The organism is Arthrobacter sp. TmtSoilC48, assembly GCF_059739425.1.
Map to the genome: position 1 here is coordinate 3,809,116 of NZ_AP046049.1, position 24,980 is coordinate 3,834,095.

19 protein-coding genes are annotated in these 24,980 nt (G+C 63.0%); 7 read left to right on the forward strand and 12 right to left on the reverse strand.

Annotated features, from left to right (window positions below; translation table 11 throughout):
* Positions 1-103: 103 nt before the first annotated feature.
* The 3 genes from AC6I97_RS17575 (at position 104) to AC6I97_RS17585 (ending at position 2,081) form a co-directional block, all read left to right on the forward strand.
* On the forward strand, positions 104-979 hold the full coding sequence (locus tag AC6I97_RS17575; protein WP_497945623.1) for an FAD-dependent oxidoreductase: 876 nt from the start codon (positions 104-106) through the stop codon (positions 977-979).
* Between the two features lie 129 nt (positions 980-1,108).
* A complete protein-coding gene (deoC, locus tag AC6I97_RS17580; protein ID WP_224091772.1) occupies positions 1,109-1,801 on the forward strand; it encodes a deoxyribose-phosphate aldolase in 693 nt (230 codons plus the stop codon).
* Between the two features lie 52 nt (positions 1,802-1,853).
* Positions 1,854-2,081, forward strand: coding sequence for a hypothetical protein (locus AC6I97_RS17585; RefSeq protein ID WP_224091770.1), 228 nt, complete (start codon positions 1,854-1,856; stop codon positions 2,079-2,081).
* A gap of 123 nt (positions 2,082-2,204) precedes the next feature.
* Here AC6I97_RS17585 and AC6I97_RS17590 read toward each other — a convergent pair whose 3' ends face one another.
* From AC6I97_RS17590 to mfd, 4 genes are all read right to left on the reverse strand, one after another.
* Entirely contained in the window at positions 2,205-3,641 is a 1,437-nt protein-coding gene (locus AC6I97_RS17590) for a glycosyltransferase family 4 protein (RefSeq protein WP_497945628.1), read from the reverse strand.
* Positions 3,638-4,435 carry a glycosyltransferase gene (locus tag AC6I97_RS17595; protein ID WP_497945630.1) on the reverse strand — a complete coding sequence of 266 codons (798 nt, stop codon included), beginning with the start codon at positions 4,433-4,435 and terminating at the stop codon, positions 3,638-3,640. The genes AC6I97_RS17590 and AC6I97_RS17595 overlap by 4 nt, the downstream gene beginning before the upstream one ends.
* A gap of 126 nt (positions 4,436-4,561) precedes the next feature.
* Complete coding sequence (locus AC6I97_RS17600) at positions 4,562-5,371, reverse strand: metal-dependent hydrolase (RefSeq protein ID WP_224166861.1); 810 nt, start codon at positions 5,369-5,371, stop codon at positions 4,562-4,564.
* Positions 5,372-5,375: 4 nt separating this feature from the next.
* A complete protein-coding gene (mfd, locus tag AC6I97_RS17605; RefSeq protein ID WP_497945631.1) occupies positions 5,376-9,008 on the reverse strand; it encodes a transcription-repair coupling factor in 3,633 nt (1,210 codons plus the stop codon).
* A gap of 57 nt (positions 9,009-9,065) precedes the next feature.
* Here mfd and AC6I97_RS17610 point away from each other — a divergent pair, with 57 nt between their 5' ends.
* The 4 genes from AC6I97_RS17610 (at position 9,066) to nhaA (ending at position 12,882) form a co-directional block, all read left to right on the forward strand.
* Entirely contained in the window at positions 9,066-10,649 is a 1,584-nt protein-coding gene (locus tag AC6I97_RS17610; protein ID WP_497945633.1) for an SDR family oxidoreductase, read from the forward strand.
* A gap of 49 nt (positions 10,650-10,698) precedes the next feature.
* On the forward strand, positions 10,699-11,196 hold the full coding sequence (locus tag AC6I97_RS17615) for a DUF2505 domain-containing protein (protein WP_224091751.1): 498 nt from the start codon (positions 10,699-10,701) through the stop codon (positions 11,194-11,196).
* A 1-nt stretch (position 11,197) separates the two neighbouring features.
* Complete coding sequence (locus tag AC6I97_RS17620) at positions 11,198-11,419, forward strand: SCO4848 family membrane protein (RefSeq protein ID WP_224166858.1); 222 nt, start codon at positions 11,198-11,200, stop codon at positions 11,417-11,419.
* Between the two features lie 164 nt (positions 11,420-11,583).
* Positions 11,584-12,882, forward strand: a complete 1,299-nt coding sequence (nhaA, locus tag AC6I97_RS17625; protein ID WP_497945637.1) for a Na+/H+ antiporter NhaA — start codon at positions 11,584-11,586, stop codon at positions 12,880-12,882.
* Between the two features lie 45 nt (positions 12,883-12,927).
* Here nhaA and sufU read toward each other — a convergent pair whose 3' ends face one another.
* The 8 genes from sufU to AC6I97_RS17665 form a co-directional block, all read right to left on the reverse strand.
* A complete protein-coding gene (sufU, locus tag AC6I97_RS17630) occupies positions 12,928-13,380 on the reverse strand; it encodes a Fe-S cluster assembly sulfur transfer protein SufU (protein WP_223936373.1) in 453 nt (150 codons plus the stop codon).
* A 59-nt stretch (positions 13,381-13,439) separates the two neighbouring features.
* Positions 13,440-14,768: a cysteine desulfurase gene (locus AC6I97_RS17635; RefSeq protein WP_497945642.1), complete on the reverse strand. Its 1,329-nt coding sequence runs from the start codon at positions 14,766-14,768 to the stop codon at positions 13,440-13,442.
* 115 nt (positions 14,769-14,883) lie between these two features.
* Complete coding sequence (locus AC6I97_RS17640) at positions 14,884-17,322, reverse strand: ATP-binding protein (RefSeq protein ID WP_497945645.1); 2,439 nt, start codon at positions 17,320-17,322, stop codon at positions 14,884-14,886.
* A gap of 468 nt (positions 17,323-17,790) precedes the next feature.
* On the reverse strand, positions 17,791-20,454 hold the full coding sequence (locus AC6I97_RS17645) for an AAA family ATPase (protein WP_497945647.1): 2,664 nt from the start codon (positions 20,452-20,454) through the stop codon (positions 17,791-17,793).
* Positions 20,455-20,492: 38 nt separating this feature from the next.
* Positions 20,493-23,234, reverse strand: coding sequence for a helix-turn-helix transcriptional regulator (locus tag AC6I97_RS17650; protein ID WP_497945651.1), 2,742 nt, complete (start codon positions 23,232-23,234; stop codon positions 20,493-20,495).
* A 142-nt stretch (positions 23,235-23,376) separates the two neighbouring features.
* Positions 23,377-23,961, reverse strand: coding sequence for an aminoacyl-tRNA hydrolase (gene pth, locus AC6I97_RS17655; RefSeq protein WP_497945654.1), 585 nt, complete (start codon positions 23,959-23,961; stop codon positions 23,377-23,379).
* 178 nt (positions 23,962-24,139) lie between these two features.
* Positions 24,140-24,715, reverse strand: a complete 576-nt coding sequence (locus AC6I97_RS17660; protein ID WP_224091717.1) for a 50S ribosomal protein L25/general stress protein Ctc — start codon at positions 24,713-24,715, stop codon at positions 24,140-24,142.
* A 76-nt stretch (positions 24,716-24,791) separates the two neighbouring features.
* Positions 24,792-24,917 carry a hypothetical protein gene (locus tag AC6I97_RS17665; RefSeq protein ID WP_263433777.1) on the reverse strand — a complete coding sequence of 42 codons (126 nt, stop codon included), beginning with the start codon at positions 24,915-24,917 and terminating at the stop codon, positions 24,792-24,794.
* Between the last annotated feature and the right edge of the window lie 63 nt (positions 24,918-24,980).

Below are 24,980 nucleotides of genomic sequence, written 5' to 3' on the forward strand. Positions count from 1 at the left end.
TGCACTACGGATCTGCAAAAGATGGCAACAACGGGGAAACACCCGCGAAAAACCGGGACTCTACGCTGATGATCAACAGGTCACGCCAGCGAAAGGGCCAAACATGTCCTCCACCCCCGTTCACATTGTCATTGCAGGCGCAGGTCCGGCCGCCCAGGCTTTGGTGCGGCGGCTGGCCGGTGATGGATCAGGCTCCCGGCAACGCCCCTTCGATGGCACCATCACCGTGCTCAGCAACCGCGACGAATGCCCCGACGCGCTCCTGAAGCTGGCAGAACTGCCGCAGGTCTCGGTCCGGTTCGGGCAGGCCGCAAGTTTCATTGACGCAGAAGCGAAAATCGTCACCACGGTGGATGGCATGGAGTTCTCCTACGACCAACTGGTGATCGCCACGGGGTCGGCTCCCAGCCTCCCGCCGGTTGTCGGAGCCGAAGCCAGCCTCAGCTACTCCACTATCGACGACGCCGCGAACATCGGCGAAGCGGTCAAGGACGTCACCAGAATCGTTGGCCGGCGGCCGTTGGGAATCCTCGTGGGCAATGGTCCCGCAGCGGGCCAGGCAGAGGCCGTGCTCCGGGCCCGCGGAGTCCGTCCCGTCCGCACCACCCTCCGCCCAGCCGCCGTCGTTTCTTCCAACGTAGACACGCTTGTATCCGATTCCGCAGTGCCTGCCACCGGGATCGTCTTCGAAGACGGCAGCAGCATGAACGGCGACCTCGTGATCCTCGCCGAAGAACGTACGGCGCGCGCCGAACTCGCGGAAAGCGCGGGCCTCCAGATAGCTTCCGACGGCGGCATCGCAGTAGGTCGCGACCTCGCTACCTCGGTTCCGGGCATCTGGGCGATCGGCGATGCCGCTTCCTGCGACGGCCTTCGCCTGGGCCTTCTCCTCTCTGCCGAGTCCTCCGCCATGCTGTGCGTTTCCGGGATGCTCTTGGGCGCATGGGGCAGCAGCCAGCAGGCCGCGAAGGCGGCATAGCCGTTGCCTCCAGCGTGGTGGTACCGCTGCAGTGCCACGAGGGAACATGATCGTGGCAAGATGGTCCTTTGACGGGCAGTGACAACCCTGCGGCCATCGGGCCGGCCACGCCCGGCACGGAAGGATCCCATGAGCAACGAAGCCGTCGCGCCTGCAAGCATCGCCTCGTACATCGACCACACACTGTTGAAGCCCGAGGCCAGCGAGGCCGAGGTTTTGAAGGTGTGCGCCGAGGCCGTCGAGTACAAATTCAAGTCCGTCTGCGTCAATCCGATCTGGGTCAAGACCGTCACCAAGGCCCTCAAAGGCTCGGGCGTACTGACCTGCTCCGTCATCGCTTTCCCCCTCGGCGCCACGCCCAGCGACGTCAAGGCGTTCGAAGCCCGAGGCGCAGTTTTGGACGGCGCGGATGAAATCGACATGGTGATCAACATGGCGGCCGCCCGTGCGAATGACAAAGGCGCCCTGGTGGATGACATCACCGCCGTCGCCGAAGCTGTCCACGCCGGCGAGGCAATCCTGAAGGTCATCATCGAGACGTCCATGTTGACCGATGAACAGAAGGTCATTGCCTGCGAAGCCGCCGTGGAAGCAGGAGCCGACTTCGTCAAGACCTCCACCGGATTCAATGGCGGCGGAGCCACAGTTGAGGATGTTGCCTTGATGCGCAAGACGGTAGGGCCCGATGTTGGGGTCAAAGCGTCAGGCGGAGTGCGGTCCCTGGCTGACGCACAGGCTATGATTGCTGCTGGTGCAACACGTATCGGAGCGAGTTCCGGAATAGCCATTGTCAAAGGTGAACAAGGTTCATCGGATTACTGAGGCGTCCGCGACAGCCACAGATTTTGAGCCCTGCGGGGCCGAGGAGGAATGAATGTCCAAGAACGCAACAAGCGCGCCCATTGAAAAAGAGAACAACCTCGGCGTAAGCATTGTCCTGTTCGTGATTATGATCGTGCTCTTCCTGGGCGCCATCTACTCCCTGTCCTTCCTCAGCCTGGACAACCCGTGGCCGATGGCCGTGTGCCTGGGCCTGTTCGCCCTCGCATTCTGGATTCCGCAAACCATCCTTGGCCGCTCGGACTCAGCCGGCGAAAGCTAAACTTTCACGCAACATGGGATGGCCCGGCTAATGCCCGGGCCATCCTGTTTTCTCCGACAAGCAGGAAGTCTGCACCTTTGGCGATGGTAGCCAACGCCAGGAAGCCCGCTGCGGGCACCGATCCTACTGGTCGTCAACCGCATCAGAAGGCGTGAAACCGCTCCCCGGCCCTGCCAGCAAGGTGCCCGGCCCTGCTGGGCGCAGTTCTGCGGCGACAACACAGATGCGATTCAAGAGGGCAGAGGCCTCAAATTCATCGCGCCCCTTAATCAGGACCTCTACTTCGCCCCGGACTTCCCGGATTTCATCTGTCCGCCGAAGCACGCTGCGGAGGTCTGCGCCGGCGGGAAGCTCGAAGCGTGCGAGCGTTGACATGTCCGAGCTAAAGACGCCCGGTTCGGTGCTCGTCCGGCGTTCCGCCTCCTCCAGCAGCACAGCGGCCAGCAGTTCGGAGCTGCGGTCCCAGGTGAAGCAGCGCGCCCACTCCTGGCACTGCGCAGAAACCTCAAGGGCAGTATCGGGATCGAGCAAGGCTTCAAGGGCCGTCACCAGGGCAGTGCCAAATTCCTGCGGGGTTTCCGCGAGCCAGCCCGTCCTTCCGTCCACTACCGAATCCCTGATACCTGGAACGCGCAGTGCAACACAGGGAACGCCCCAGGCCGCAGCTTCAATCACCGAGCAGCCCCACCCTTCAGAGGCCGACGTCGACACAGTGAGCCAAGCACGGTTAAGCAGGCTGTCGCGGAATGCGTTGGGCTGATATCCGTGAAACGTCACCACATGGTCCAGGCCAAGATCCATGGCCAACTGCTGCAAGCGGGGCCTCTCCGGACCGTCGCCCACAATTTCCAGGCGCAGCTTGGGAACGCTCCGTGCAGCAGCGGCGAACTGACCCAGCAGCACATCCAGCCGCTTGTGCGGCACGAGGCGGCTGACCACGGCGATGGTGGGGTCCGCATCCTTGGGTCCGATGGTCGCCGGAACGTCGATGGATCCGTTGGGCACCACGTGAATGGGTCCCGTAAATCCGAGTTTTCGCAGTTCCAGCCGCGTGGACGGCGATACGGCAACAATGGCCCGCTGGCCATACACCGCCTTGGCACCGCTGTTTTCCAGGAACCGTCCCAAGGCCGCAAGTGGCGGGGAGAACCTGGTGCTGAATTGCTCCTGGTGTACATGGTGTACCAGTTGGACTATTGGGGTCTTAGCGGACACAAACAAGGGTGCAAAGAAGGGGATTCCGTTCTGGCAATCCACAATCGCGTCGAAGTTCTGGCCTGTTTTCAGGAGCCTGCGGGCTGCTTGCGCGTAGATAGCCAAAGGCCCTCCCGCCCGGAGGATGCGGATGCCGTCGATGACATCCTCGGCCGACTGGCCAGGCTCCCGGCCTGTAAACCACGTGACCTTGGTCCGGCTTTCAACCCATCTCCTGGAAATCTGGTGCATATATTGCTCGGCCCCGCCCGCTTGCGAATGCCTGACGTCCCGCCAGTTCAGGACAAGCACATGTTTCCCAGCGAGGTCGGTGATGGCGGCTTCGGCTGCCAGTACCCCGGTCATGGCATGGTCTTCTGTAGCTGGAGAACTGACGCAAAACTCGCTATGCCGTCGTGCATGGGCCGGAAAGTGGACTCAGCCCCGTCCGTCCATGCCACGGGCAACTCGATGATCCTGGCGTTTTGATGTTGAAGTCGAAGAAGCAGTTCAACGTCGAAGGCAAATCCGGAGGCCCGGCACTGGACCATGGCAGCAGTGAGCGCGTCCCGTTCGAAGAACTTGAAACCGCACTGGGTATCGAAAATGCCCTTGACTTTTGTTCGGGTGAGCGCGCGGAACACTTTCCCTCCCATCCGTCTCCCAAGCTGTTGTGGCCGTACCAGGGTGGATCCCGGCGCGTGCCTGGAAGCAATCACAGCGGCCGCACCTTCCTGGAGATACGACATTGCGGATGTCAGCGTTTCCAACGGAGTAGCCATGTCAGCATCAAAGAATCCCGTGAACCGCGACGTTCCGCTGAGGAGACCCCGACGGACGGCGGCACCCTTGCCACGTCGCGAACAGCCAATCACCGAAATCGGCACGGCGGTTCCTCCATCAGGGAAGAGACGACGAATTACGGCTCCCGTTTCATCCACGCTGGCGTTGTCCACTACGACGATCCGCGAGGACCACGGCTGGGCGGACAGGAAGTCGGTGGTCTGGATCAGTGTGCGGGGAATCCTCGCGGCCTCGTTATACGCCGGAATGATGACTTCAAGATCAACGTGCGAGCGCCGCAACGATGCTGCGCGCCCCTGTGTGGGCAGACTTTGCCTACTGCCGGTGTGGATGCCGTGTGAACGGACCAAATCCATCAAAACCCTCCATTTTTTCCAAACTGGGTACAAGTGCCCGTCTGGAAGTGGAGGGAGGCCGCAAGTCGTGACGCTGGTTTGATGGAAGCTTCAATCGACGTGCATGCGGACCGTGCGCCGACCGAGTCAGGGCAGCTGCAGCATCCCGCCCAGCGCCGAGAAAATACCCGGCCAGTGTTGCCCCGCCAGAGCCCAGGCAGCCACGCCCATGCCCACCATGGCGTATCCGCTGACAGGAATCAGAACCAGCCACTCGCGCCGTGATCCTGCCCTGCCCAGCAGCGGAATCGAAAAGGCCCCGTTGGCCCGCCAGATGCCACTGATCAGTGATTTCCGCAGGAATTTAGGTGGCTTGATGACGATAGGCCACAGCAACGGCACACCGCCCACCGTAATCATGTCTCCCACGATGTGGACCACGACTCCCGTCAGCATTGACAGCGGCAGCCATCCCCACTGATCCGGCGCAAACCAGGTCACCAGGCCAGCCATCACCACGGCGAACACCCAGTTGGTGATCCACCCCGATTTGGGAAACAGGTTCAAAGCCTTGGCGGCAAGGTTGATCATGAACATGCACAGCAAACCCGCGCCGACGGAGAGCTTCCCCACCGGTGTGACCATCTGGAATTGAGCTGCCATGGCCGCCAGCACAACGAAGGCCGAGGCTCCCAAGAGTGAGTGCGTCCCTTGCCGGTGGCCGCCACTGGCTTTCTCGATTCCCACCGCAATCACATTGGACAGCGGCGGCAGCGAATTCGCTATGGTGCTGTGCCGGTGGTCCCAGTCGCACACCAACGCGGTGCCCGCCGTCGCCATGGCTCCGATGAGGATGCCAGTGGAGTCCAGCGGGTACCAGCCCAAGGCGTAAGGGCCGGTAGAGGCAATAGCAATCCACGCCGCGGCTCCTGACGCGGCGTGGTGTCCTCCCATCATTCGTTTAGCCTGCCTTTACGGGTACATCTGAGAAGATCGCTTCGATCACGTTGTTGGCCCACTGGAGGATCTCGGCATCCTGGAGATCACGGCCGCCGATCCTGGCTGTCTTGGGCTTGGGGATCAGGACAGCATCCAAGGCAGGCTTGACCTGGGAACCCGGGTACATGCGGTTCAGCCGCATGGTTTTGGACTCAGGCAGTTGCGCCGGCGAGAAGCGGATGAAGTTGCCTTGGAGCGCGACGTCGGACAGCCCGGCTTCGCGGGCCCCTACCCTGAAGCGGGCCACGGCGATGAGGTTCTGCGCCGGCAAGGGCGGCTCACCGTAGCGGTCCACGAGTTCAGCGAGGACCTCGTCGATAGCTTCATTGGTCACCGCCGCGGCCAGTTTCCTGTAGGCCTCCAGGCGCAGCCTCTCACCGGGCACATAATCATGCGGCAGGTGGGCGTTGACGGGCAGTTCGATCTTCATCTCGGCGGCCTTCTCTTCGGCCTCACCGCGGTACTCGGCAACAGCTTCACCGACGAGCCGGATGTAGAGGTCGAAGCCCACGCCCTGGATGTGGCCGGACTGCTCCCCGCCCAGCAGGTTGCCTGCACCACGGATTTCGAGGTCCTTCATGGCCAGCTGCATGCCCGCGCCGAGTTCGTTGTGCGCGGCCACAGCCTTGAGCCTTTCCAGCGCCACCTCGCCCAACGGCTTTTCCGAGGGATAGAGGAAGTACGCGTAGGCGCGTTCACGGCCACGGCCAACACGGCCACGGAGCTGGTGCAGCTGCGAAAGTCCGTACTTGTCGGCACCATCCACAATCAGTGTGTTGGCGTTGGAGATGTCCAGCCCGGTCTCAATGATGGTTGTACAGACCAAAACGTCGAACCGTTTCTCCCAGAAGTCCACAATGATCTTCTCGAGTCGGCTCTCGGACATCTGGCCGTGCGCCACTTCCACCCTGGCCTCGGGGACCAGCTCGCGGATCTGCGCTGCAATTCGTTCGATCGAGGACACACGGTTATGCACGAAGAACACCTGCCCTTCACGCATGAGCTCACGGCGGATGGCCGCTGACGTCTGCTTGTTCGTGAAGGGACCCACATAGGTCAGTACCGGGTGGCGTTCCTCCGGCGGAGTTGCCAGGGTGGATGTCTCCCGGATGCCCGTCAAGGACATTTCCAGGGTTCGGGGAATCGGCGTGGCACTCATGGCCAGGACGTCCACGTTGGTGCGCATCTTCTTCAGCGCTTCCTTGTGTTCCACACCAAAGCGCTGCTCTTCATCCACGATCACCAAACCCAGGTCCTTGAACTCAAAATCCTTGGACAGCAGCCGGTGCGTACCGATCACGACATCCACCGCACCGCTCTTGACGCCCTCGGCGGTTTCCTTGGCTTCCTTGCCGCTCTGGAACCGGGAAAGGGGCTTTACGCGCAGCGGGAATCCCGAGAAACGCTCAGTGAAGGTCTCGTAGTGCTGCTGGGCCAACAGCGTGGTGGGCACCAGGACAGCTACCTGCTTGCCGTCCTGGACGGCTTTGAAGGCCGCCCGGACGGCGATCTCGGTTTTGCCGTATCCGACGTCGCCGGAAACCAGGCGGTCCATGGGGATTTCCCGCTCCATGTCCGCCTTGACCTCGTTGATAGTGGTCAGCTGGTCCGGGGTTTCCACATAGGGGAAGGCTTCCTCGAGCTCGCGTTGCCATGGGGTGTCCGGAGCGAAGGCGTGTCCGCGGGATGCCATCCGGGCCGAGTAGAGCCGGATGAGTTCTCCGGCGATCTCCTTGACGGCTTTGCGTGCCTTGGACTTGGTACTCGCCCAGTCGGCGCCGCCCATCTTGCTGAGCGCCGGGGTATCCCCGCCGACGTAGCGCGTGACCTGGTCCAGCTGGTCCGTAGGGACAAACAAACGGTCCCCCGGAGCGCCACGCTTGGAGGCTGCATATTCCAACACCAGATACTCGCGCAGCCCGGCATCGGACGACGACGTACCCGTCACCTTGCGCTGGATGAGCTCCACGAACCGGCCGATTCCATGCTGCTCATGGACCACAAAGTCGCCTGCGTGCAACTGCAACGGGTCCACGGCATTCCGTCGCTTGGACGGCATGCGCCGCATGTCCTTGGTGGAACTGGCGGTGGCGCGCCCCAGCAGGTCCGCTTCAGTCAAAAGACCCAGTTTGAGGCCGTCAAGGACAAAACCACGTCCGACGGCGGCAGTGGTCACCTCGATGATGCCCGGCTGCGGATCCTTATCCAGCGAGTCCACGCGTGCACACGGAATATCGGCGTCATGGAACAGCTCAACCAGGCGCTGGGCAGGTCCTGGCCCGTCAGTAACAACCACCAGGCGCCACTGCTCCCGGACACGGGAGCCAATGAAGTCCAGCATTTCCGCCACCTCGCCCTGGTAACCGCGGGGTTCCCGGGCGTGGAGGTTGAGGACGTCGATGTCCAGCACCAGGTCCTCGTCAGTTGCGAGCGAGGTGATGGACCACCAGGACACCCCGTGTTCCAAAGCGGCAGACCGGGTGTCAGTCAGCGAACGGAAGCTCGCGGCGTGCAAGTCGGTGGAGGCCTGGGAGGACAGATCCAGTGGCGCGGAACCGCCGTCGGACGCCGTTGACCAAGCAGCTTCCAGGAACTCTTCGTTGGTAGCAGCGAGGTCGTGCGCACGGGTGCGCACTTTTTCCGGCTCGATGACCACGCTCAGGGAACCGGCCGGAAGCTGGTCCACGAACGGGACCATGGCATCCACCAGCACCGGGGCCAGGGATTCCATGCCCTCAACGGCGATCCCACCCGCGATTTTCTCCAGCATGTCAGCCGCCGCCGGCATATCTGCTTTGAGCTTGGCAGCACGGGACATGACGGAGGGCGTGATCAGGATTTCGCGGCACGGCGGTGCATGCAGTTCCGTCGGGTGGTGTATCCCGGGTGCAGATAGAGAGCGCTGATCGGCCACGGCAAACCAGCGCATCTGGTCAACTTCATCGCCGAAGAACTCCACACGGATGGGGTGGTCCTCGGTGGGCGGGAAAACGTCCAGGATGCCGCCGCGAACCGCGAATTCGCCTCGGTGGGTCACCATGTCAACGCGGGCATAGGCAGCGTCGGAGAGGGCGCGGACAACATCGGTGAACGAACGTTCCTGCCCTACCTGCAGCGTGACGGGGACGAGGTCACCCAAACCGGCCACGATCGGCTGGACCACGGCGCGAACCGGGGCAACCACCACACGCAGGGGTGCCGCCGTCGAGGTTTCAGGGTGGGTCAGGCGGCGCAGGACCGAGAGCCTGCGACCCACGGTGTCCGACCGCGGCGAGAGCCGCTCATGCGGGAGGGTTTCCCAACTGGGAAAGGTGGCCACAGACTCCGCGGGCAAGTACGAGGCGAGCGCCGCCGTCAGGTCTTCCGCCTCACGCCCGGTGGCGGTGACCGCCAGCACAACAGGCGTGCTCCCGGTTTCAGTTTCCAGGGCAGCAAGGCCATCGGCCATTTCCGCAAGCAGCACTGCCCGCATCCCGTTAGGGGCGCTGATCTGGTAGTCCGTGCTCCGGGCCGAAAAGGGCCGCTGAGCTTCCGTTCGGACGCGCGCAAAAGTCTTGTCCTCCGCCAGTGCGCGGCGCAGACCGTTGAGGCTCATGGCTGAAACTCCTAGGGTGGGTCCAAGGGCAGGCAACACAAATGCCCGGAAATTCAAATGAATGCCGGGTCATTCCAGCCTACCCCTCCCTCCAGCCCAGGAGTTCCTTTGCAGCCATCACCAAACCAGCCATCCAAGACAGTCCTCGTCACGGGCGCCACCGGTTACATTGGAGGCCGCCTGGTCCCCCGTCTTCTCGAGGCTGGCCACCGCGTGAAGGTGGTGGTCCGCTCCCCGCAGAAAATCGCCGATGTTCCATGGCACGACGACGTCGAAATCATCACGGATTCCCTGTCCGACGCCGGAAGCCTGGAGAACGCACTCCAGGGTGTGGATGTGCTCTATTACCTGGTTCACTCCATGGCTTCGGGCAGTGGATTCGAGGCGAAGGAAGATGCCATGGCACGCCTCGTGGCGGACGCAGCCACCCGGGCACACGTCACAAGGATCGTCTACCTCGGCGGCCTGCACCCGGAGAACGCAGAGCTCTCCACGCACATGCGTTCCCGCGAGACGGTGGGACGCGTCTTCCTTGATTCCCAGGTGGATTCCATCGTGTTCCAGGCCGGAGTCGTTATCGGTTCGGGTTCGGCGTCGTTCGAAATGATCCGCCACTTGGCCGATACCCTGCCCGTCATGCCGGCGCCCAGCTGGGTCAATAACCGCATCGAAGCCATCGCAGTGCGGGATGTGCTCCACTACCTTGTGGCTGCTGCAACGCTCCCGGACGGCCTGAACCGGACGTTCGATATCGGCTCCCGGGACGTCCTGAAGTACAAGGACATGATGAACGAGTACGCCCTGGAGCGGGGCCTGCCCCGCCGTTTGGTGATCGCCCTTCCGGTTCCGGCGCCCAAACTCGCCGGGCTTTGGGTTGCACTGGTCACGCCCATTCCGCTCTCCATGTCCTTGCCGCTGGTGCAGTCACTGCAGCACGATGCCGTGTCGCGGGAGTACGACGTCGATCATTACATTCCCCAGCCCGACGGCGGCCTGACGCCGTACCGCCGTGCCGTCGGCTTGGCTTTGGGCAAGGAACGCGACGGGCAGGTGGAGACCACCTGGGCAAATGCCGGAATCGACGCCGACCCTCTTCCCAGCGATCCCGATTGGGCCGGTTACAAGGTCTTCCTGGACGAGCGGACCTTCCACAGCGACGCGAAGCCTGAGCATGTGTGGACCATCATTGAGGGCATCGGTGGCAAGAACGGCTGGTACTCACTTCCGCTGGCATGGCGGGTACGTGGATGGCTGGACAAGCTCACCGGCGGCGCGGGCCTGTTGAGGGGACGAAGGCATCCAAAGAGGCTGGGCAGCGGCGAGGTGGTGGACTGGTGGCGGGTGGAAGCCATAGACCGCGGACATTTGCTGCGTCTCCGGGCCGAGATGCGGGCACCCGGGCGTGCATGGCTTGAGTTGGCGGTGGAGCCCGACGGCGGCGGGAGCCTTTACAAGCAACGCGCCATCTTCTTTCCACGCGGTTTGGCGGGCAGACTTTATTGGCTGGGCGTGTACCCGTTCCACGGGATCATCTTCCCGTCCATGGCACGGAACATTTCCGCGGCAGCAACCGCGCTTCAACAGCAGGAACAGTCGCAGGAACAGGAGCAGGGTTCCGGCGTGGCCACGGACACCCCGTAGGATGTTGGGAGCTAAAAAGCTTCACCACCAACATATCCACGGAGGACCCATGGCCCTGAGTGCATCCACCACCCTGCCCCACAGCGTTGACCGCGTTGCGGCCGTATTTGTCGACGAAGACTTCCTGCGCCACACGAGTGAACTGGTGGGCGGCTCCTTGGAATCGTTCACGATCGACGGCGACCCCGCCGGCGCTTTCAGCACCACCACGGTTCGTACGCTCCCCACTACCCGCCTGCCGGATATCGCCCGCAAGTTCGTCGGCGAGAGCCTGACTGTCACGCAGACCGAGCAGTGGGAGGCACCGGCAGCCGACGGCTCCCGCGCCAGCAAGATTGCCCTTAAGGTCTCCGGCGCTCCGCTCGACGTCACGGCAGTCCAGCGCCTCGTGGCTGAAGGCGGGAACACCCGGATCGAGCTTGAGGGCAACGTTTCCTCGTCGGTTCCGTTCCTGGGCGGCAAGATCGCCGATGCTGCTGAGCCGATGGTTGGCAAGGCCCTGAACATCCAGTCGCAGCAGGCGCAGGCCTGGCTCGAAAGCCACTAGCATGCAGCTCCCCGCCATTCTGGGCTGGGTCCTGATCGTTGCCGGAGTGTGGTCCCTGGTTGTATGGCCGCAGTTCCTGAAGCGTGTCATGAAGGACCCCCGGGCCCGCGACGCCGCCGGCAAGGCCACCAGGTTCCTCACTGTCCACGTCGTCCTGGTCTCCATTTCCATGGTGCTGGGACTCGCGACGGCGGCCATAGGGGTTGCAGGGCTCGTTTCCTAACTCTCGTCCCACCCAACTAGGTCGCAGTAGTGCGCGTTTTGAGCCCTCATAACGCGCTCTACTGCGACCCAGTTGGGTAGACTGGGCTTTGGTGTGCCGGGAAGTCTGGTCGGCGGTGTCTTTGCGATGCCCGCCCTTCGACCACTCGACCCACAGGAGCTTCCGTGGCCAAACAACCCCTGACCACCACCGTTTTCAGCCGCTCCAGCTACCCCGAGTACCGCCGGATCCTCTCGATCCTCCGAACAGAGACCGTGGGCGGCGCCCTCCTTCTGGCCGCCACTGTGATTGCGTTGATTTGGGCCAACTCCCCCGCCGCTGAGGGTTACTTCGCATTACGCGATCTCAAAATAGGCTATGAACCCTGGCACCTGCAGCTGAGCCTGGGGCACTGGGCCTCCGATGGCCTGCTGGCCGTGTTCTTCTTCCTGGCGGGCCTTGAACTCAAACGGGAGTTCGTCGCCGGGGAACTCCGCAAACCTGCCCGCGCTGTTGTACCCGTGGCTGCGGCCGTCGGTGGAGTGGTGGTCCCCGCCCTGATCTACGTCCTCTTCAACCTCGGCTCCGCCTCGGAGACACTCAAGGGCTGGGCCATCCCCACGGCTACGGACATCGCTTTTGCCCTGGCCGTCCTTGCCGTGATCAACACGCACCTTCCCGCAGCCCTGCGGACCTTCCTACTGACCCTCGCAGTAGTTGACGACCTCATCGCCATCGGCATCATCGCCTTCTTCTACTCCACGGGCATCCAGCCCCTTATGCTCCTGGCCGCCCTGGTACCGCTGGCGCTCTTCACCTTCCTGGTCCAGAAACGGATCCGCAGTTGGTACTTCCTGCTCCCCCTTGCCCTGGCCATGTGGGGTCTCGTCCATGCGTCCGGTATCCACGCCACAGTGGCCGGGGTCCTCTTGGGCTTTGCGGTTCCGGTCTTCAACAGCGGAAGAAAGGGCGAGCCGGCCGAAGGGCTCGCCGAACACTTCGAACACCGGCTACGCCCCTTCTCCGCCGGGTTCGCAGTACCCGTCTTCGCCTTTTTCTCCGCAGGCGTGGCATTGGGCGGGTTGGATGGCATGCGGGCGGCGCTCAGTGATCCGGTGGCCGTGGGAATCGTTGCGGCGTTGGTGCTGGGCAAGGCCATTGGTGTTTTCGGCACCACGTTCCTGGTGACCAAAACCACCCGCGCGAGCCTTGATTCCAGCATTGCCTGGATCGACCTCTTTGGGCTGGCTTTGCTGGCCGGGATCGGATTCACCGTCTCCCTGTTGATCGGCGAGCTAAGTTTCGGCACCGGATCCGCACACAACGACCACGCCAAGGTGGCCATCCTGGCCGGTTCCCTGATCGCGGCGCTGCTGGCCGCCGTCGTACTTAGGGCCAGGAACCGGCGCTACCGCCTGGTTCAGGTGGAAGAACAACGGGACGACGACGGCGACGGCGTGCCTGACGTCTTCAGCCGCACCTAGCGGCCGGCTGCGAGGCGGCTGCCCGGCACACTGCTCTGCGGGCTGTTAGGCCGTCGCCTGGTTCAGCGCGTCCTCCGCGGCAACCCACGAAATCATGGCGCATTTGACCCGGGCGGCGTAGCGGGCCACGCCTTCGAATGCGGCGGCGTCTCCCAGAATCTCCGGATCCGCCTGCACTTTTCCACGCGAGCGGAGGACTTCACGGAAGTTGTCGATCACGGCGTGCAGTTCCTCTACGGACATTCCCTCGCCAAGGTCGGTCAACACTGAGGCCGACGCCATGGAGATGGAACAGCCCGCACCATCCCAGCTGATCTGCTTGACAGTTCCATCGGCAACAGCCAGACGGAGCGTTACCTCGTCCCCGCAGACCGGGTTGAGTTGGTGGGATTGGCCGGTTGACGTGCCCGTAGGGGCTTCTGTGTCCGCGAGCCCGCTACCGTGCCGCTGCTTGGAGTGGTCCAGGATGATCTGCTGGTACAGCTGGTCAAGACTCATGGTGCTGGTTACCCGTTCGTGGAAGTGTGTGGGGAGCGCCCGAAGGCAGACGCCCTGGGTCAGGCCTGGAAATAGGCCCGGACGCCAGACACGGCGTCAAGGAAGGCATCGACGTCGTCTGTGGTGTTGTAAAGGTACGTACTGGCCCGGGTAGTAGCGGTCAGCCCCAAGCGGCGGTGCAGCGGCTGGGCGCAATGGTGGCCGACGCGGACGGCGATGCCGCGATCGTCAAGGAACTGGCCGACGTCGTGGGCATGGACACCGGCGACGTCGAAAGCAGCCAGCCCGATGCGTTCCGCGCCGGAAGCAGGACCCACCACGCGGATGCCGTCGATGCCCTCAAGTCCCTTGACCAGGCGCTGACCCAGCGTGGCCTCCCAGGCATGGATGCGGTCGATCCCGGTTTCGGACAAGTAGTTCACGGCAGTGGCAAGGGCAACCGCCTGGGAGATGCGCTGTGTCCCGGCCTCGAAGCGCTGCGGAGCCGGCAGGTATTCGGCGCGCTCCATGGTGACCGTGGTGATCATGGACCCACCGGTGAGGAACGGCGGGAGGACGTCCAGGAGTTCCTGCTTGCCGTACAGGACGCCGACGCCCGTGGGAGCCAGCATCTTGTGGCCCGAGAACACCGCGAAGTCGACATCCAGGTCCTTGACGTCAATGGGCATGTGAGGCACCGACTGGCAAGCATCAAGAACCACCAATGCACCCACGCGTCGGGCGAGAGCCACCAGTTCGGCAACCGGGTTGATTGTTCCCAGGACGTTGGACGCGTGCGTGAAAGCCACTAGGCGGGTCCGCTCCCCCACAATTTCTGCCGCGGCATCGAGCCGGAGCACGCCCTCGTCCGTGATGGGAATGTACTTCAGTGTGGCGCCGGTGCGGAAAGCGAGCTCCTGCCAGGGGATCAGGTTGGCGTGGTGCTCCATCTCCGTGACCACGATCTCGTCCCCGGGACCGATGGCCAGATCCTTCAACGCCGAACTGCCGCGGCCCTGAGCAGCCCACAAAGCGGCGTTGGACAACGCATAGCTGATGAGGTTCAGGCCCTCCGTAGCGTTGGACGTCCACACGGTTTCCTCATACTGGGCACCAACAAAATCCGCGACAGTTTGGCGGGCGTCCTCAAAGACCTCAGTCGCGCTCACCGCAAGTTGGTGTGCGCCACGGTGAACCGCGGCATTGCGTTGCTCGTAGAACTCCTGCTCGGCCTCTATGACGCTCAAAGGGTTCTGCGAGGTGGCCCCGGAATCGAGATAGATCAACGGCTTGCCGTTGACCAGTTGGTCCAGGACGGGGAAGTCGTTCCGGATCCGCAGCACCTCCGCATTGTCCATGGCAGGAACCACGGACTGCTGCAGCGAGGCGGGAGTTGATACGACTGTCAAGGGGCGCTCCTTGGAAATCCTTCAGGGACACTCAATTATCCCACGGCGCGACGTCCCCGGAGATGTGCCGTACAGCACGTCGGCGTCCTGCAGTATCTCAGTTCCCCGCTGTACTTCAATGTCCCGCTGTACCAGGCAGCCATCCCAGCGGCGGAGCAACATCGCTGTCGAAAGCCCCATGCAGCCGCTCCATCAAGGTCCAGGCGCGGCGGCTCGCCGCGCTGCGGGTCCTCGCTTCGTAGCCACTGGCCGCCCGGGCGTAACACAGGGCCGCTTGCGCGAACTGCCGGTCCCCGGAAAGGCTCTTGCCCGCAGATTCAAGCACCTTGGGGTCATTACCCAACAAAGCCGTTGCGAAAGTTCCCGTCGCCGCAGCGCCGGCGCCCCGCAATGAGGCGGCAAGCTCGTTAAGGCGGCGCTGCACCACAAGGTCCTCGACGGCCGACCTGCTTGCGTTGAGCATCATGAGGGTCAACGCCTCGGCTTCCATCAAAGGACTTTGCTGGTCATGGAAGGCCTCGGCTACCGCAAACAAGTGGCCGGGCTTGCGCGAAACCTTGTCCTGGGCTGCCGCCACGAACAGGGAGCTGAACTGGGACAACAGGCCATTTCCAGTTAGGCCGGCCCCTTCCTTCGCTGCCATCAAGCTCTTCCGCACCCTTGCCATTGCCTGCTCCGAATCACCGCACAGCGCCGCGGAGTACGCCAGCATCGCCGTTGCCAGCTGCAGAACCGGCGGCAGGCCGGCGTCGTGCAGTTCAGCCACAACGGGTTCAAGCGTTCGCAATGCGGCCCGGGGCAGGCCTTGGCTGAGCTGCGCATAACCCCGCGCTACATCCAGGCACCATGCCAGGTGCGCTGGCACTGCATAGGTCCACGGGCAATCCAGGACGGAGTCCAGCCTGCTCCATGACAGGTTGTGCCGCAGATGGAAAACGTGGCGAAGGAGCACCCCTGGCCGGAACATCTCCAGCGCAGGGTCGGCATCAATGGCAGCCAGGGCAGCGGAAGACTTTTCCAACGCTTGGGGAGCGTCCCCGGACAACAGGAGCTGTTCGGCCTTGTGGACATTCCACATGACCCGGGCGGCTGCATCCGACGGTTCCTGCGGCTCCTGAGCCACGCCGTCGGGCGGCATGGGAGAGGCCGCCCCCAAAAGACCCAGTGCCATCAACCGACGTGCAGCCTCCGCCTGCACATCCGCCTGCGATCCACCCACCAACTCGCGCAACTCCGGTGCTGCTTCCTTGAGCTGGCCTTCGGCAATGAGCGCCCTGGCCCGGATCATCCTGGCGTCATCCCGGTGGCCTGGACCGTTGATACCCATGGAAGCCCTGATAGCCAGCTCAGCGGTGGAGGGTTTGTCAGCGGCAGGCGCTGCGGCCAGGATGAGTTCATCGGAGAGGCTCAGCCCGCAATCGAGGGTCCACGTCATCCAGCGCAGCATGGCGGGCGCAGAATCCGCTGTGAGTCCCGGCTCCTCGATGCCAAGCCGGAGCGCCGTGCTGCGCGAGCGGGGAACGGACAGCCGGATGCCCTCGCCCCGCAGCCATGAACTCGTACGGACAAGCGGAGGCCTTCCGGGGAGGACCCTGATGTGGTGGGCGTCAAGAAGGTGTTCCACGGCCTTCTGGCCGAAGCTGTGTTCAACAACATCCAGGGCCAGAGGCTCGGCGAGCGCAATGACCTCCAACGCCTTCAGTTCCTCTGCAGCATGGTGGGAGATATCGGCCCGGACGTGCTCAACCACCCCGGGCCATTGGCAATGAGCCCGTACGTCGAGGGTCCAGTATCCGTCGCGCTGGACCAGGAGATGGGCGTTGCGTGCATCCTGGATCGCCAGGCAAAGGAGTCCCACGTTGAATCCGCACATCGCCGCCAGAAGACTGCTGGCGCGCCTTTGAACCTTTCCGCCCAGTACGTCCTCGCACAGAGCCTGTGCCTCACTGAACGTAAAGGGAGCCAGGACGTACTGTTCCAGGAAGCCCTCCTCCCACAACTGGTACAGATCCGGCGGTAGCGGGCGGCGGCTGTCGGCCGTAGCTACCAAGGTGGCTCCGAATCCCGGCATCAGCTGCAGCAAAACCGCCAGTGACGCAGGATCGACGAAGTGGATGTCGTCCACGAGGAGGACCAGTGGAGGCCGTTGGGGCCCGGGGTGGCGCTTACTTCGACGCCGGGCAACCGGGGGCGTGTAAAGGTATTCTGCTGGACCGAGGCTTTGGGTGAGCGCCCGCAGGACATGAAGTCCAGGGAGGGCCGTTTGTTCGCCTGGGGGCTCCACTGCGGCGCTCAACGCACCATAGACGGTTGTCTGGAGTTCCGGTTTGCCGGCGAAAGTGCGGACATCCATGGTGTCCGGTAGTCCTGCTTTGATGGAGAGCAACAAATGGCTCTTTCCAGATCCGCTGTCGCCGATCACAACTATGCCGTTGGTGGAAGGAGAGGGTACTGCCGCGAGGATCAGATCCAGGATCTGCTTCCGGTCCGGGAATGTTGACGGCCTCAGCCTGACTGTGACAGCGTCTTCGTCCAGCCAGGGGTCCGGCAACATGCACACTCCAATAGCAGCAGTCCCTTGGTCCGGGAGAATTTAGGCTTCCGCGATTTTGCGGGATCCCTGGCCTAGAAGCCGGCGACGGCTGGGGGGAGAGTCTCGGTCTCAGAAGACTCTGTCGCCGCCGGCTTCGTCCAGGGCCGGACCGCCTTTCGGTGGCCGGAGCATCGGCTCAAAGAGACCACCGATGCGGTATTTCGATGTGGAATTCGGGGGATGCTTGGGGCTTTCCTTCCTTCCAAGATCAGTTAACCGTGTGCCGGAAATCAGAACACCAGTAATCGGTACTCGATTAGTAGGGCGGTTTCCGGGCCCCGATACTCTGTTGTACTCAGTCCCTTGGAGGGGCACTACTTGGTCCGGGCAGGGAAAGGGCGCGGGTTAGTCCAATGATTGGTAATAATTGGTGCAATACGGCAACCAGGTGGTGTTTACAGGCCCCCGGAGCTACTCAAACGCCGTGCATCAATTGCGGACAGCAGCCCCAAGGTCCTCGCGCCGGCGGATGCCCAGCTTGGCATAGCTGCGGTACAAGTGGCCCTCCACCGTGCGGACGGAGACCATGAGTTTCTCCGCGATCTGCCGGTCAGTGAGTCCGGAAACGGCCAGCGCCACAATATCCTGCTCGCGCCGGGTCAGGGGCACGGAACGGTCCACCTCGGTGTGGGGGTCGTGGAGCTGTGCGTCGCCCAGGCTGGCCTCGCTGACGTCACGCAACACGGCCGCCTGCCGCGCCTCGGGCCGTTTGCCCTCCGCGTCAAAGGCAACGGCGGCTTTGTCGAAAGCTGTCGCCGCTGGCCCGGGCATGCCTCCGGCGGCCAGCAGGTTGCCGGCGTTGACGAACGCATCGCCGGCGCCGTCCACTTGGGCGGTCGCCAGCATGTGCCAGCCGCCTGCCCATGCCCCAGCCATTGACGAGGCAGTTTCCTGGATGGCTTCCATGACCTGCCCGTCCCCCAGCTCTGCCCTGAGGACCAGGTTCTGGAGCAGGACGCCCGGAAGTTGATGCAGATGCGTGGAATCAGGGAGGCTCCGCAGTTTCTCCAGCCCTGTTCCTTTATTCAAAAGCTCCTTGGCGGCCAGGGTGAAGATCTCGGCCAGGGCTTCAACATAGGCGCCACCGGCAGCCGGGACCACCACCGTGTCCATGGAGAGGCGTTGGGCCAGTTCATGGTTTCCTGACCGGGCCGCAACGTAAAACGCCAGCGCGTTGCCCAGGCGGCGCAACCTCTGCGGGTCCTTCACACGGAGTGCCTCCACTGCGGGAATTAACACAGCGCTGGCTTGTTCCAACCGACCCTGCCGGAGCAAGGACAATCCTTTGAGCGTCTGGATGTCGCCACCGAACGTTATTAACCCCATGGCGGAGCTGGCGGCGTAGCGGTTCAGGGCCGTCTCGGCGGCCGCCCAATCCCCCGACTCCAGCGCAGCCAAGGCATAGCGGACCAGGATGAAGTCCGTGAAGTACAGGAGGTCGTCGTGGTGTTCATCCAGCAACACCAGAGCTTCCCTGCCCATCTCCAATGCCTGCACCGCCTGGCCCTCCACCATCAGGAGCTCGCACTGCATTGCCAACAGGAAAAGCTGGTTCATGACGAAATCGGGCTCGTCCGCGGCAAGACCGGCCTGGAACGTGGCAAGTCCCTCACGAAGCTCTCCATAGCGGCCGTCATGGGCCAGCGCCGCCAATTCCAGAGCCGCCGCGTGTCGTCGGATCTGTTCGACCACAGGGTCCTGCGCGTTGCGGCCCGCCACCAGTGCGTCGGCGGCAGAGTGGACGTCAGCCAGGATGTCACCGGAGCTGTCCCCCATCGCGGACCTTGCAGCTCCCCACAGCAGTCCGGCGCCCAGGGGCCCGGACGGATCGGCGTCCAGGAACCCGGCATCTTCCTCGAGCAGCTCCACGGCACTGCGGTAGTCGCCGTCGTTGTATTTGACCATTGCCATCACGGCACGGGCTCGGGGGCGCAGCGCTTCGGAGCGAACCTTGGCAGCGGCCTCCAGCGCGAGCGGATTCTGAAGGAGTTTCGCGGCGAGGAAGGCCGCCCGCAGCAGCTGTTCGTCGTCGACGTCGGCACCACAATCCAGCGCCCAACTCACCATTCGGAGCAGACCCTCTGCCGTTGATGGTTCCGCGGGCAGGTGCTGAACCATACGCTGGCGGATCTGGAGGCTACGCGCGGGCGAAACAATGTGGCGAAGCGCCTCACCATACATCGGGTGCCACATTTTCAGCGGACTACCAGCGCCGTTACTGGAAATCACGAGCCTGTTGTCCATCAGCGACCGCAACGTATCCCTGCCCACGAGCGCGTCGAGTACGGCGGCGGGGACGGGTTCGGACAAGGCGATGATGTACATCGCTTCCCGTTCAGCCTCGCTGGTTCGCAGGACTTTGTTCCGAACCACTTCAGAGAGGCCCTCGCCGGTGCCGGAGAGGGCCCTGGTGAGGAACCAGACACCATTTCGACGCACCATGTTTCCGTCAGCTTTTGAGTCTTCCAGGAGGCAACGGAGCAACAGGGGGTTGCCCTCCGAAACAGCATGCAAAACATCAGTGGTGCTTGCCATGACCGACCCGCCCAAGGTTTTCCCGGCCAGCTCGGCCACTTCTTCCTTTTCCAGGGGGTGGAGTTCGAAGCGCTCTGCCAGGCCGTCGTACCAGAGCTGGAGCAGGGCAGGAGGAAGTCCTGGCCGCGGCCTGCTGGTCGCTACTAGCCTCGCCCAGCCAGCCGTCACCAGTTCGGCCAGAATCTGTGTGCTGGCCTCATCGAGGTCATGGGCGTCGTCTACAACCAGAAGGAGCCGTGCGCCTTCGCTTCCGCGTCTTTTCTCGAACTGGGACCAAAACTCGCGAAGAATCGCCACCGGCGAGGTGGCCTGCTCCACAGGCAGGTCCAGGAGGTAGGGCGCCAGGACACCGAAAGGAACAGCGGACAGTGCCGGACTTCCATGGATCCGCATCACTACCATTTCGCCGGCCAGGCGGGCAGCGATCTCGGCGGCCATGGCCGTCTTGCCGATGCCGGGATCGGCAAGGAGCAGGACAGCGCCCGCGCCCTCCTGCCTCAATATTTCGGTCGCGAGGTCCAACTCCGCGTCCCTGCCAACAAGGTACTCAGCCTGCATGGGCACGCACCCGGTTGACGGAAACTACGCTCCTCAACTCACAGGAGACCATTGAGCTCGCCTCGGGATGAAACGCCGAGCTTGGTAAACACTTGGTACAGGTGTCCCTCAACGGTCCGCACAGACACCCCAATATCCATAGCGATTTCACGATTGCTGACACCCTTTCCGGCCAGTTTGGCAATTTGCCGTTCACGCTCGGTCAATACCGGTGCGTCACTTCGTGGTTGGATCGGTAACGCCGCGACTGATTGTTCCAGACGCTCAAGCCTAAGCTGCGCGGTCCGGGCAGCCGTGGTTTCACCTGCATTACGGGCAAAGTCCAAGGCCATGGCAACGCACCTGGCTTCGACCACCAACAAATCCAGTGCAGCTGCGGCATCGGCGGCCGCCAGAAGGGAACGGGAACTCTTGTTCAGGGATCCGCGAGCGAGGTCGCGGGCGATCTGTGCCAAGGGGCCTTGACGGTTAGTGGCAACTTCTTCCAGCAGCTTGTACTCGGCGTCCGTGCCCTCCACAGTGGCGCCGAAAAGGCAGATGCCCGCTGTTGTAAAGCGCCTCTTGGCGATGTCCTGATGGACCCGGGCAAGCAGCCGCTGTTTGACGTCCGGGTCCCCCATCCATCGCCCTGCCATTTCAGCGCAGAACTCGGCGACGGATTCGGAGAAATATGTTCCAACACCCCGGCAGGTGCGGTACAGGTCAAGGTAGCGTCCGGCTTCGAGTGAATTCCCCAACTGGGCATAGGCAAAGGCGGTAGCTGCGTAGGCAACCTTGACCATGTTCATGGCGGGGCGGAGCTCCAGCTGCGCGGCGGCGGAACGCAACGGTTCGATCGCGCTGGCGGGTTTCCCTGCGTAAGCGTAGGCGAGGCCTACGCCCAGTTCGGTGATCGCACCCCGGTACTGCAGGCGGGAAGGCGTGGAGGGCGTCCGGCGCATGAGCTCGATGCATTTCCGCCATTGTCCGGACAGCAGCAGCACTCCGAAAGCCTGCCGCGCGAAAGACTCCTCCAACTGCGCCGGCCTGTCATTGTTTCCCAGCTGCCGGGACACGGTGCGTGCCATTTGCTGCGCTTCCAGTTCCCGGCCCATCACGCAACGGGCTTCAATGAGGCAAAAGGCGGACTTGAGCCAGTGTTCCCGGTCCACGGCCGGGTCCTTGGCCAGTTCCTCTTCCAGGTCCTCGGCCACAGCTGTGTATTCGCCCATGTACGTCTGGTATTCGTAGTTGCAAAGCAGGAGCCGGTTCCGGGCCCGCGTGATCATCTCCGGCGTGTATTTCTCCGGATTCGAAACGATGGAGTCCAAGGTTTCATTTGCCGCCGCGATCACTCCGGGCACCATAGCCGAGCGGCCGTCAATCCATGTCATGGCCTGGCACTTGGCCGCTGTTACTTCTGCAAACTCCATTGGGTCCAAAGCCGCAATGTGTGCCTCGGAAACCTCATCCAAAGCCTGGGCCGCGTGCAGGGGCAGGTCCAGCATGAGGTAGGCAGCTGACTTCAGGCGCTGCCCCGGCACCCATTCGGGGTCCTTCGGATCCAGGGAGAGTGTGCATTGGATGGCAAAGTTGGGGTCGTAATCGTCCAGGGCCGCCCGGCCTGCTGCCAGGGCGTGCGCGGGCGACGGTGACGGCTCATCCTCACAGGCATGCATCCACGCGGCATAGCTCAACAAATCCTGTGGAGCCAACCCAGCCAGCTCCGGCTCCTTGGGTCCAAGAAGCATCAACCTCAGCTCGCGACGACGCCGCGTACTCAGCCAGCCCCGAACAACCTCACCCACATAGGCATCCCGAAGGGACACCCAGTGCTCGCCGCTGCGGTCAACGCTCAGGAGCCCGGATTCCTCCATCTCCACAAGCACTTCCGTGCCAAAGATCGCTGCAAGATCCACCAGGGTGGCGCGCTGCGCGCAGGCCAGAACCTCGACGACGGTCCGGTTGGCCTGCGGTTCGCGCGCCAACCTGGAACGGACAAAGTCCTCCACAACTGTGGCGCCTTCAAGCTTGATCCGGTCCCTGAGCGTCCACACGGAATCGTTGAGAACGAGGTTGCCGGAATGGCGTTGCTCGTCCAGGAGCGCGTGCAGCAGCATCGGGTTCCCGCCGACAGCGGAGTGGAGTGAGCCAACCAGGGTCGAAGAAACGTAGTGGCCCAGCACCGAGCCGAGAACCTGCTTGGTCTGTTCTTCGCTCAGCGTGTTCAGATGGACTTCGCCCAGTTGCTCTTCAAGGACCAGCCGATGAAAATCAGCGGGGAGATCACTGGAGCGTTGAACAGTGGCGATCACCTTGGCCGTTCCAGTGGCCATCAGATTCAGCAGCACGCCCGTACTCATGGGATCCATACCGCCGGCATTGTCCACGATGAAGACAGTCTCGCGGCCCGCGGCTTCTTTACGGATCAGGGAGGTAATCGCGTGCAGAATGCCCGTGGGCGAACTGACGGCCTCGGACGGCAGCCTCGCCAGGAGGAATCCGAGGCACCCGTAGGGAGTCTGGCCATTGGCGACCGTGTTGCGCAATTGCAGGCTGTGAATTTTGGGGCCCAGCGAGGAAACTACTGCCCGGGCAAGGCCTGACTTGCCGATTCCCCGTTCGCCCGTGAGCACCACACCGTACGATTCCGGGGACTCCAGATGCTTGGTTGCCCGGGACAGATCCTGGCTCCGGGCCAACAATGACCATGTTTGCCGATCGGATGGACCGCCCACAAGGTCCGGAGCCGCAGCCCTCGCTGCGCCTCCACCGCCTTTGTTTAGCAACTCCGCCGACATTCGCATCCTTCGCTACAACATCCGCGACAGTCCCCCACCGCTTACCTGCGTACCATGCACACTACCTCCGGGCGCCGACAGTTTGTAGGGCTAAGGGCGCCTCGTATCATCAGGCTTTCCTCAGGCTTTCCTCAAGATTTGCTCAAGTTCTTGCCGCATGATGCTTCTGCTGCGCCGCAAGGAGCCCCTCACTGACCAGAAGTTCCACCGCGTCGGCCGCCTCGTCCAGCAGAAATGGCAATTCCTTCTTCTCGGGCGCTGCAAAATCCCGGAGGACAAAGTCCGCGGTATCCATACGTCCCGGAGGTCGGCCCACGCCCACCCGCACGCGCAGATAGTCCTTTGTTGCCAGCGCCTTGGAGATATCGCGGAGGCCGTTATGACCACCCTCGCCGCCACCTATCTTGAGCTTGACCGTGTTGAAGGGGATGTCGATCTCATCGTGGACGGCAATCACGTGGTCAGGCGCAATGTCGAAGAAATTGCTCAAGCCCGCCACAGGACCTCCGGAAACGTTCATATAAGTCATCGGCTTGGCCAGCACTACGCGGGGCCCGCCAATCCCCAGCCGGCCCTCCACCACCTGCGCCCTGGCCTTGTGGGTCTTGAACTTGCCGCCCATCCGCGACGCCAGCTCGTCAAGCACCATCTGGCCCACGTTGTGCCGGTTGTTGCTGTACTCGCTGCCGGGGTTGCCAAGGCCAACTATCAGCCAGGTGTCAGTCATGGTCTCATCCTAGGGAATCTGGTCAGGAAATCCGGTCAGCGAATCTGCTGGGCGATTTTGCCTGACCGGGTATCGGAATCGCGAAGGAACGCGGGATTACGCGGGAGTGAAAGAAGAAAGTGGCCGGGACCCAAGGGGACCCGGCCACTCAAAAGGCGTTTGCCTATGCAGTCAAAGACTACTCAGCCGCTGCTGCGGTGGTTTCTTCTTCAGCCTCAGAAGCGGTCTCGGCGATGCGGACCACCAGGGTGTCGCCTTCGGTGAGCAGGGTGGAACCCTTCGGCAGGACGAGGTCCGATGCGTGGATGTTCTCGCCGGCCTTGCGGCCTTCGATGTCAACCTCGACGGCGGTGGGCACGTGGGTTGCCTCAGCTTCAAGGGAAACCGTGGTGGCTTCGAGGCTGGCAACAGCACCCGGAGCAACTTCACCGGAAACGTGGATGGCGATGTCGACGGTAACCTTCTCGCCGGCCTGGACGGTCTGGAGGTCAACGTGCTCGATGATCTGCTTAACCGGGTCGCGCTGGATGTCCTTGACGAGCGTCAGGTGCTTCTCGCCGTCGACGTCGATCGCCAGCAGGGCGTTGGAAACGCGGACGGCCAGCGTGGTGGCGCGGCCAGGCAGGTTGATGTGGATCGGCTCTGCGCCGTGGCCGTAGATGACAGCCGGGATCTGGCCGGCCATGCGTGCACGGCGGGCAAAACCCTTACCGAATTCGGTGCGCAGTTCTGCGGTGAGCTTCTGCTCAGACATGTGTACTCCTTGATTACTGTGGCGTCCGGGAAACTCCGGACAAGTCGATCAGCAAGGGCGGAGGTCTGTGGACCTTCTACGCCCGGCGACCGTTGCTGTCCAGCAGCAGCCCGCCTGTGTCGAAGGAGATGCAGACCCAGTCGATAACGGAGACCCGCAATTCCGGTTCAAAACGCGCACCGGATGTGCTCTCCCTCGCCAAGGTATCCCCAAGAGTTTACCAGCGGATACCTTCATTACTGAAAACGGGCCATCCACACGCCCG

Excerpts from the sequence above, each read along its gene's own strand:
- AC6I97_RS17575 (WP_497945623.1), top strand. The coding sequence starts at position 104 with ATGTCCTCCACCCCCGTTCACATTGTCATTGCAGGCGCAGGTCCGGCC.
- deoC (WP_224091772.1), top strand. The coding sequence starts at position 1,109 with ATGAGCAACGAAGCCGTCGCGCCTGCAAGCATCGCCTCGTACATCGAC.
- AC6I97_RS17585 (WP_224091770.1), top strand. The coding sequence starts at position 1,854 with ATGTCCAAGAACGCAACAAGCGCGCCCATTGAAAAAGAGAACAACCTC.
- AC6I97_RS17590 (WP_497945628.1), bottom strand. The coding sequence starts at position 3,641 with ATGACCGGGGTACTGGCAGCCGAAGCCGCCATCACCGACCTCGCTGGG.
- AC6I97_RS17595 (WP_497945630.1), bottom strand. The coding sequence starts at position 4,435 with ATGGATTTGGTCCGTTCACACGGCATCCACACCGGCAGTAGGCAAAGT.
- AC6I97_RS17600 (WP_224166861.1), bottom strand. The coding sequence starts at position 5,371 with ATGATGGGAGGACACCACGCCGCGTCAGGAGCCGCGGCGTGGATTGCT.
- mfd (WP_497945631.1), bottom strand. The coding sequence starts at position 9,008 with ATGAGCCTCAACGGTCTGCGCCGCGCACTGGCGGAGGACAAGACTTTT.
- AC6I97_RS17610 (WP_497945633.1), top strand. The coding sequence starts at position 9,066 with ATGAATGCCGGGTCATTCCAGCCTACCCCTCCCTCCAGCCCAGGAGTT.
- AC6I97_RS17615 (WP_224091751.1), top strand. The coding sequence starts at position 10,699 with ATGGCCCTGAGTGCATCCACCACCCTGCCCCACAGCGTTGACCGCGTT.
- AC6I97_RS17620 (WP_224166858.1), top strand. The coding sequence starts at position 11,198 with ATGCAGCTCCCCGCCATTCTGGGCTGGGTCCTGATCGTTGCCGGAGTG.
- sufU (WP_223936373.1), bottom strand. The coding sequence starts at position 13,380 with ATGAGTCTTGACCAGCTGTACCAGCAGATCATCCTGGACCACTCCAAG.
- AC6I97_RS17640 (WP_497945645.1), bottom strand. The coding sequence starts at position 17,322 with ATGTTGCCGGACCCCTGGCTGGACGAAGACGCTGTCACAGTCAGGCTG.
- AC6I97_RS17645 (WP_497945647.1), bottom strand. The coding sequence starts at position 20,454 with ATGCAGGCTGAGTACCTTGTTGGCAGGGACGCGGAGTTGGACCTCGCG.
- AC6I97_RS17650 (WP_497945651.1), bottom strand. The coding sequence starts at position 23,234 with ATGTCGGCGGAGTTGCTAAACAAAGGCGGTGGAGGCGCAGCGAGGGCT.
- pth (WP_497945654.1), bottom strand. The coding sequence starts at position 23,961 with ATGACTGACACCTGGCTGATAGTTGGCCTTGGCAACCCCGGCAGCGAG.
- AC6I97_RS17660 (WP_224091717.1), bottom strand. The coding sequence starts at position 24,715 with ATGTCTGAGCAGAAGCTCACCGCAGAACTGCGCACCGAATTCGGTAAG.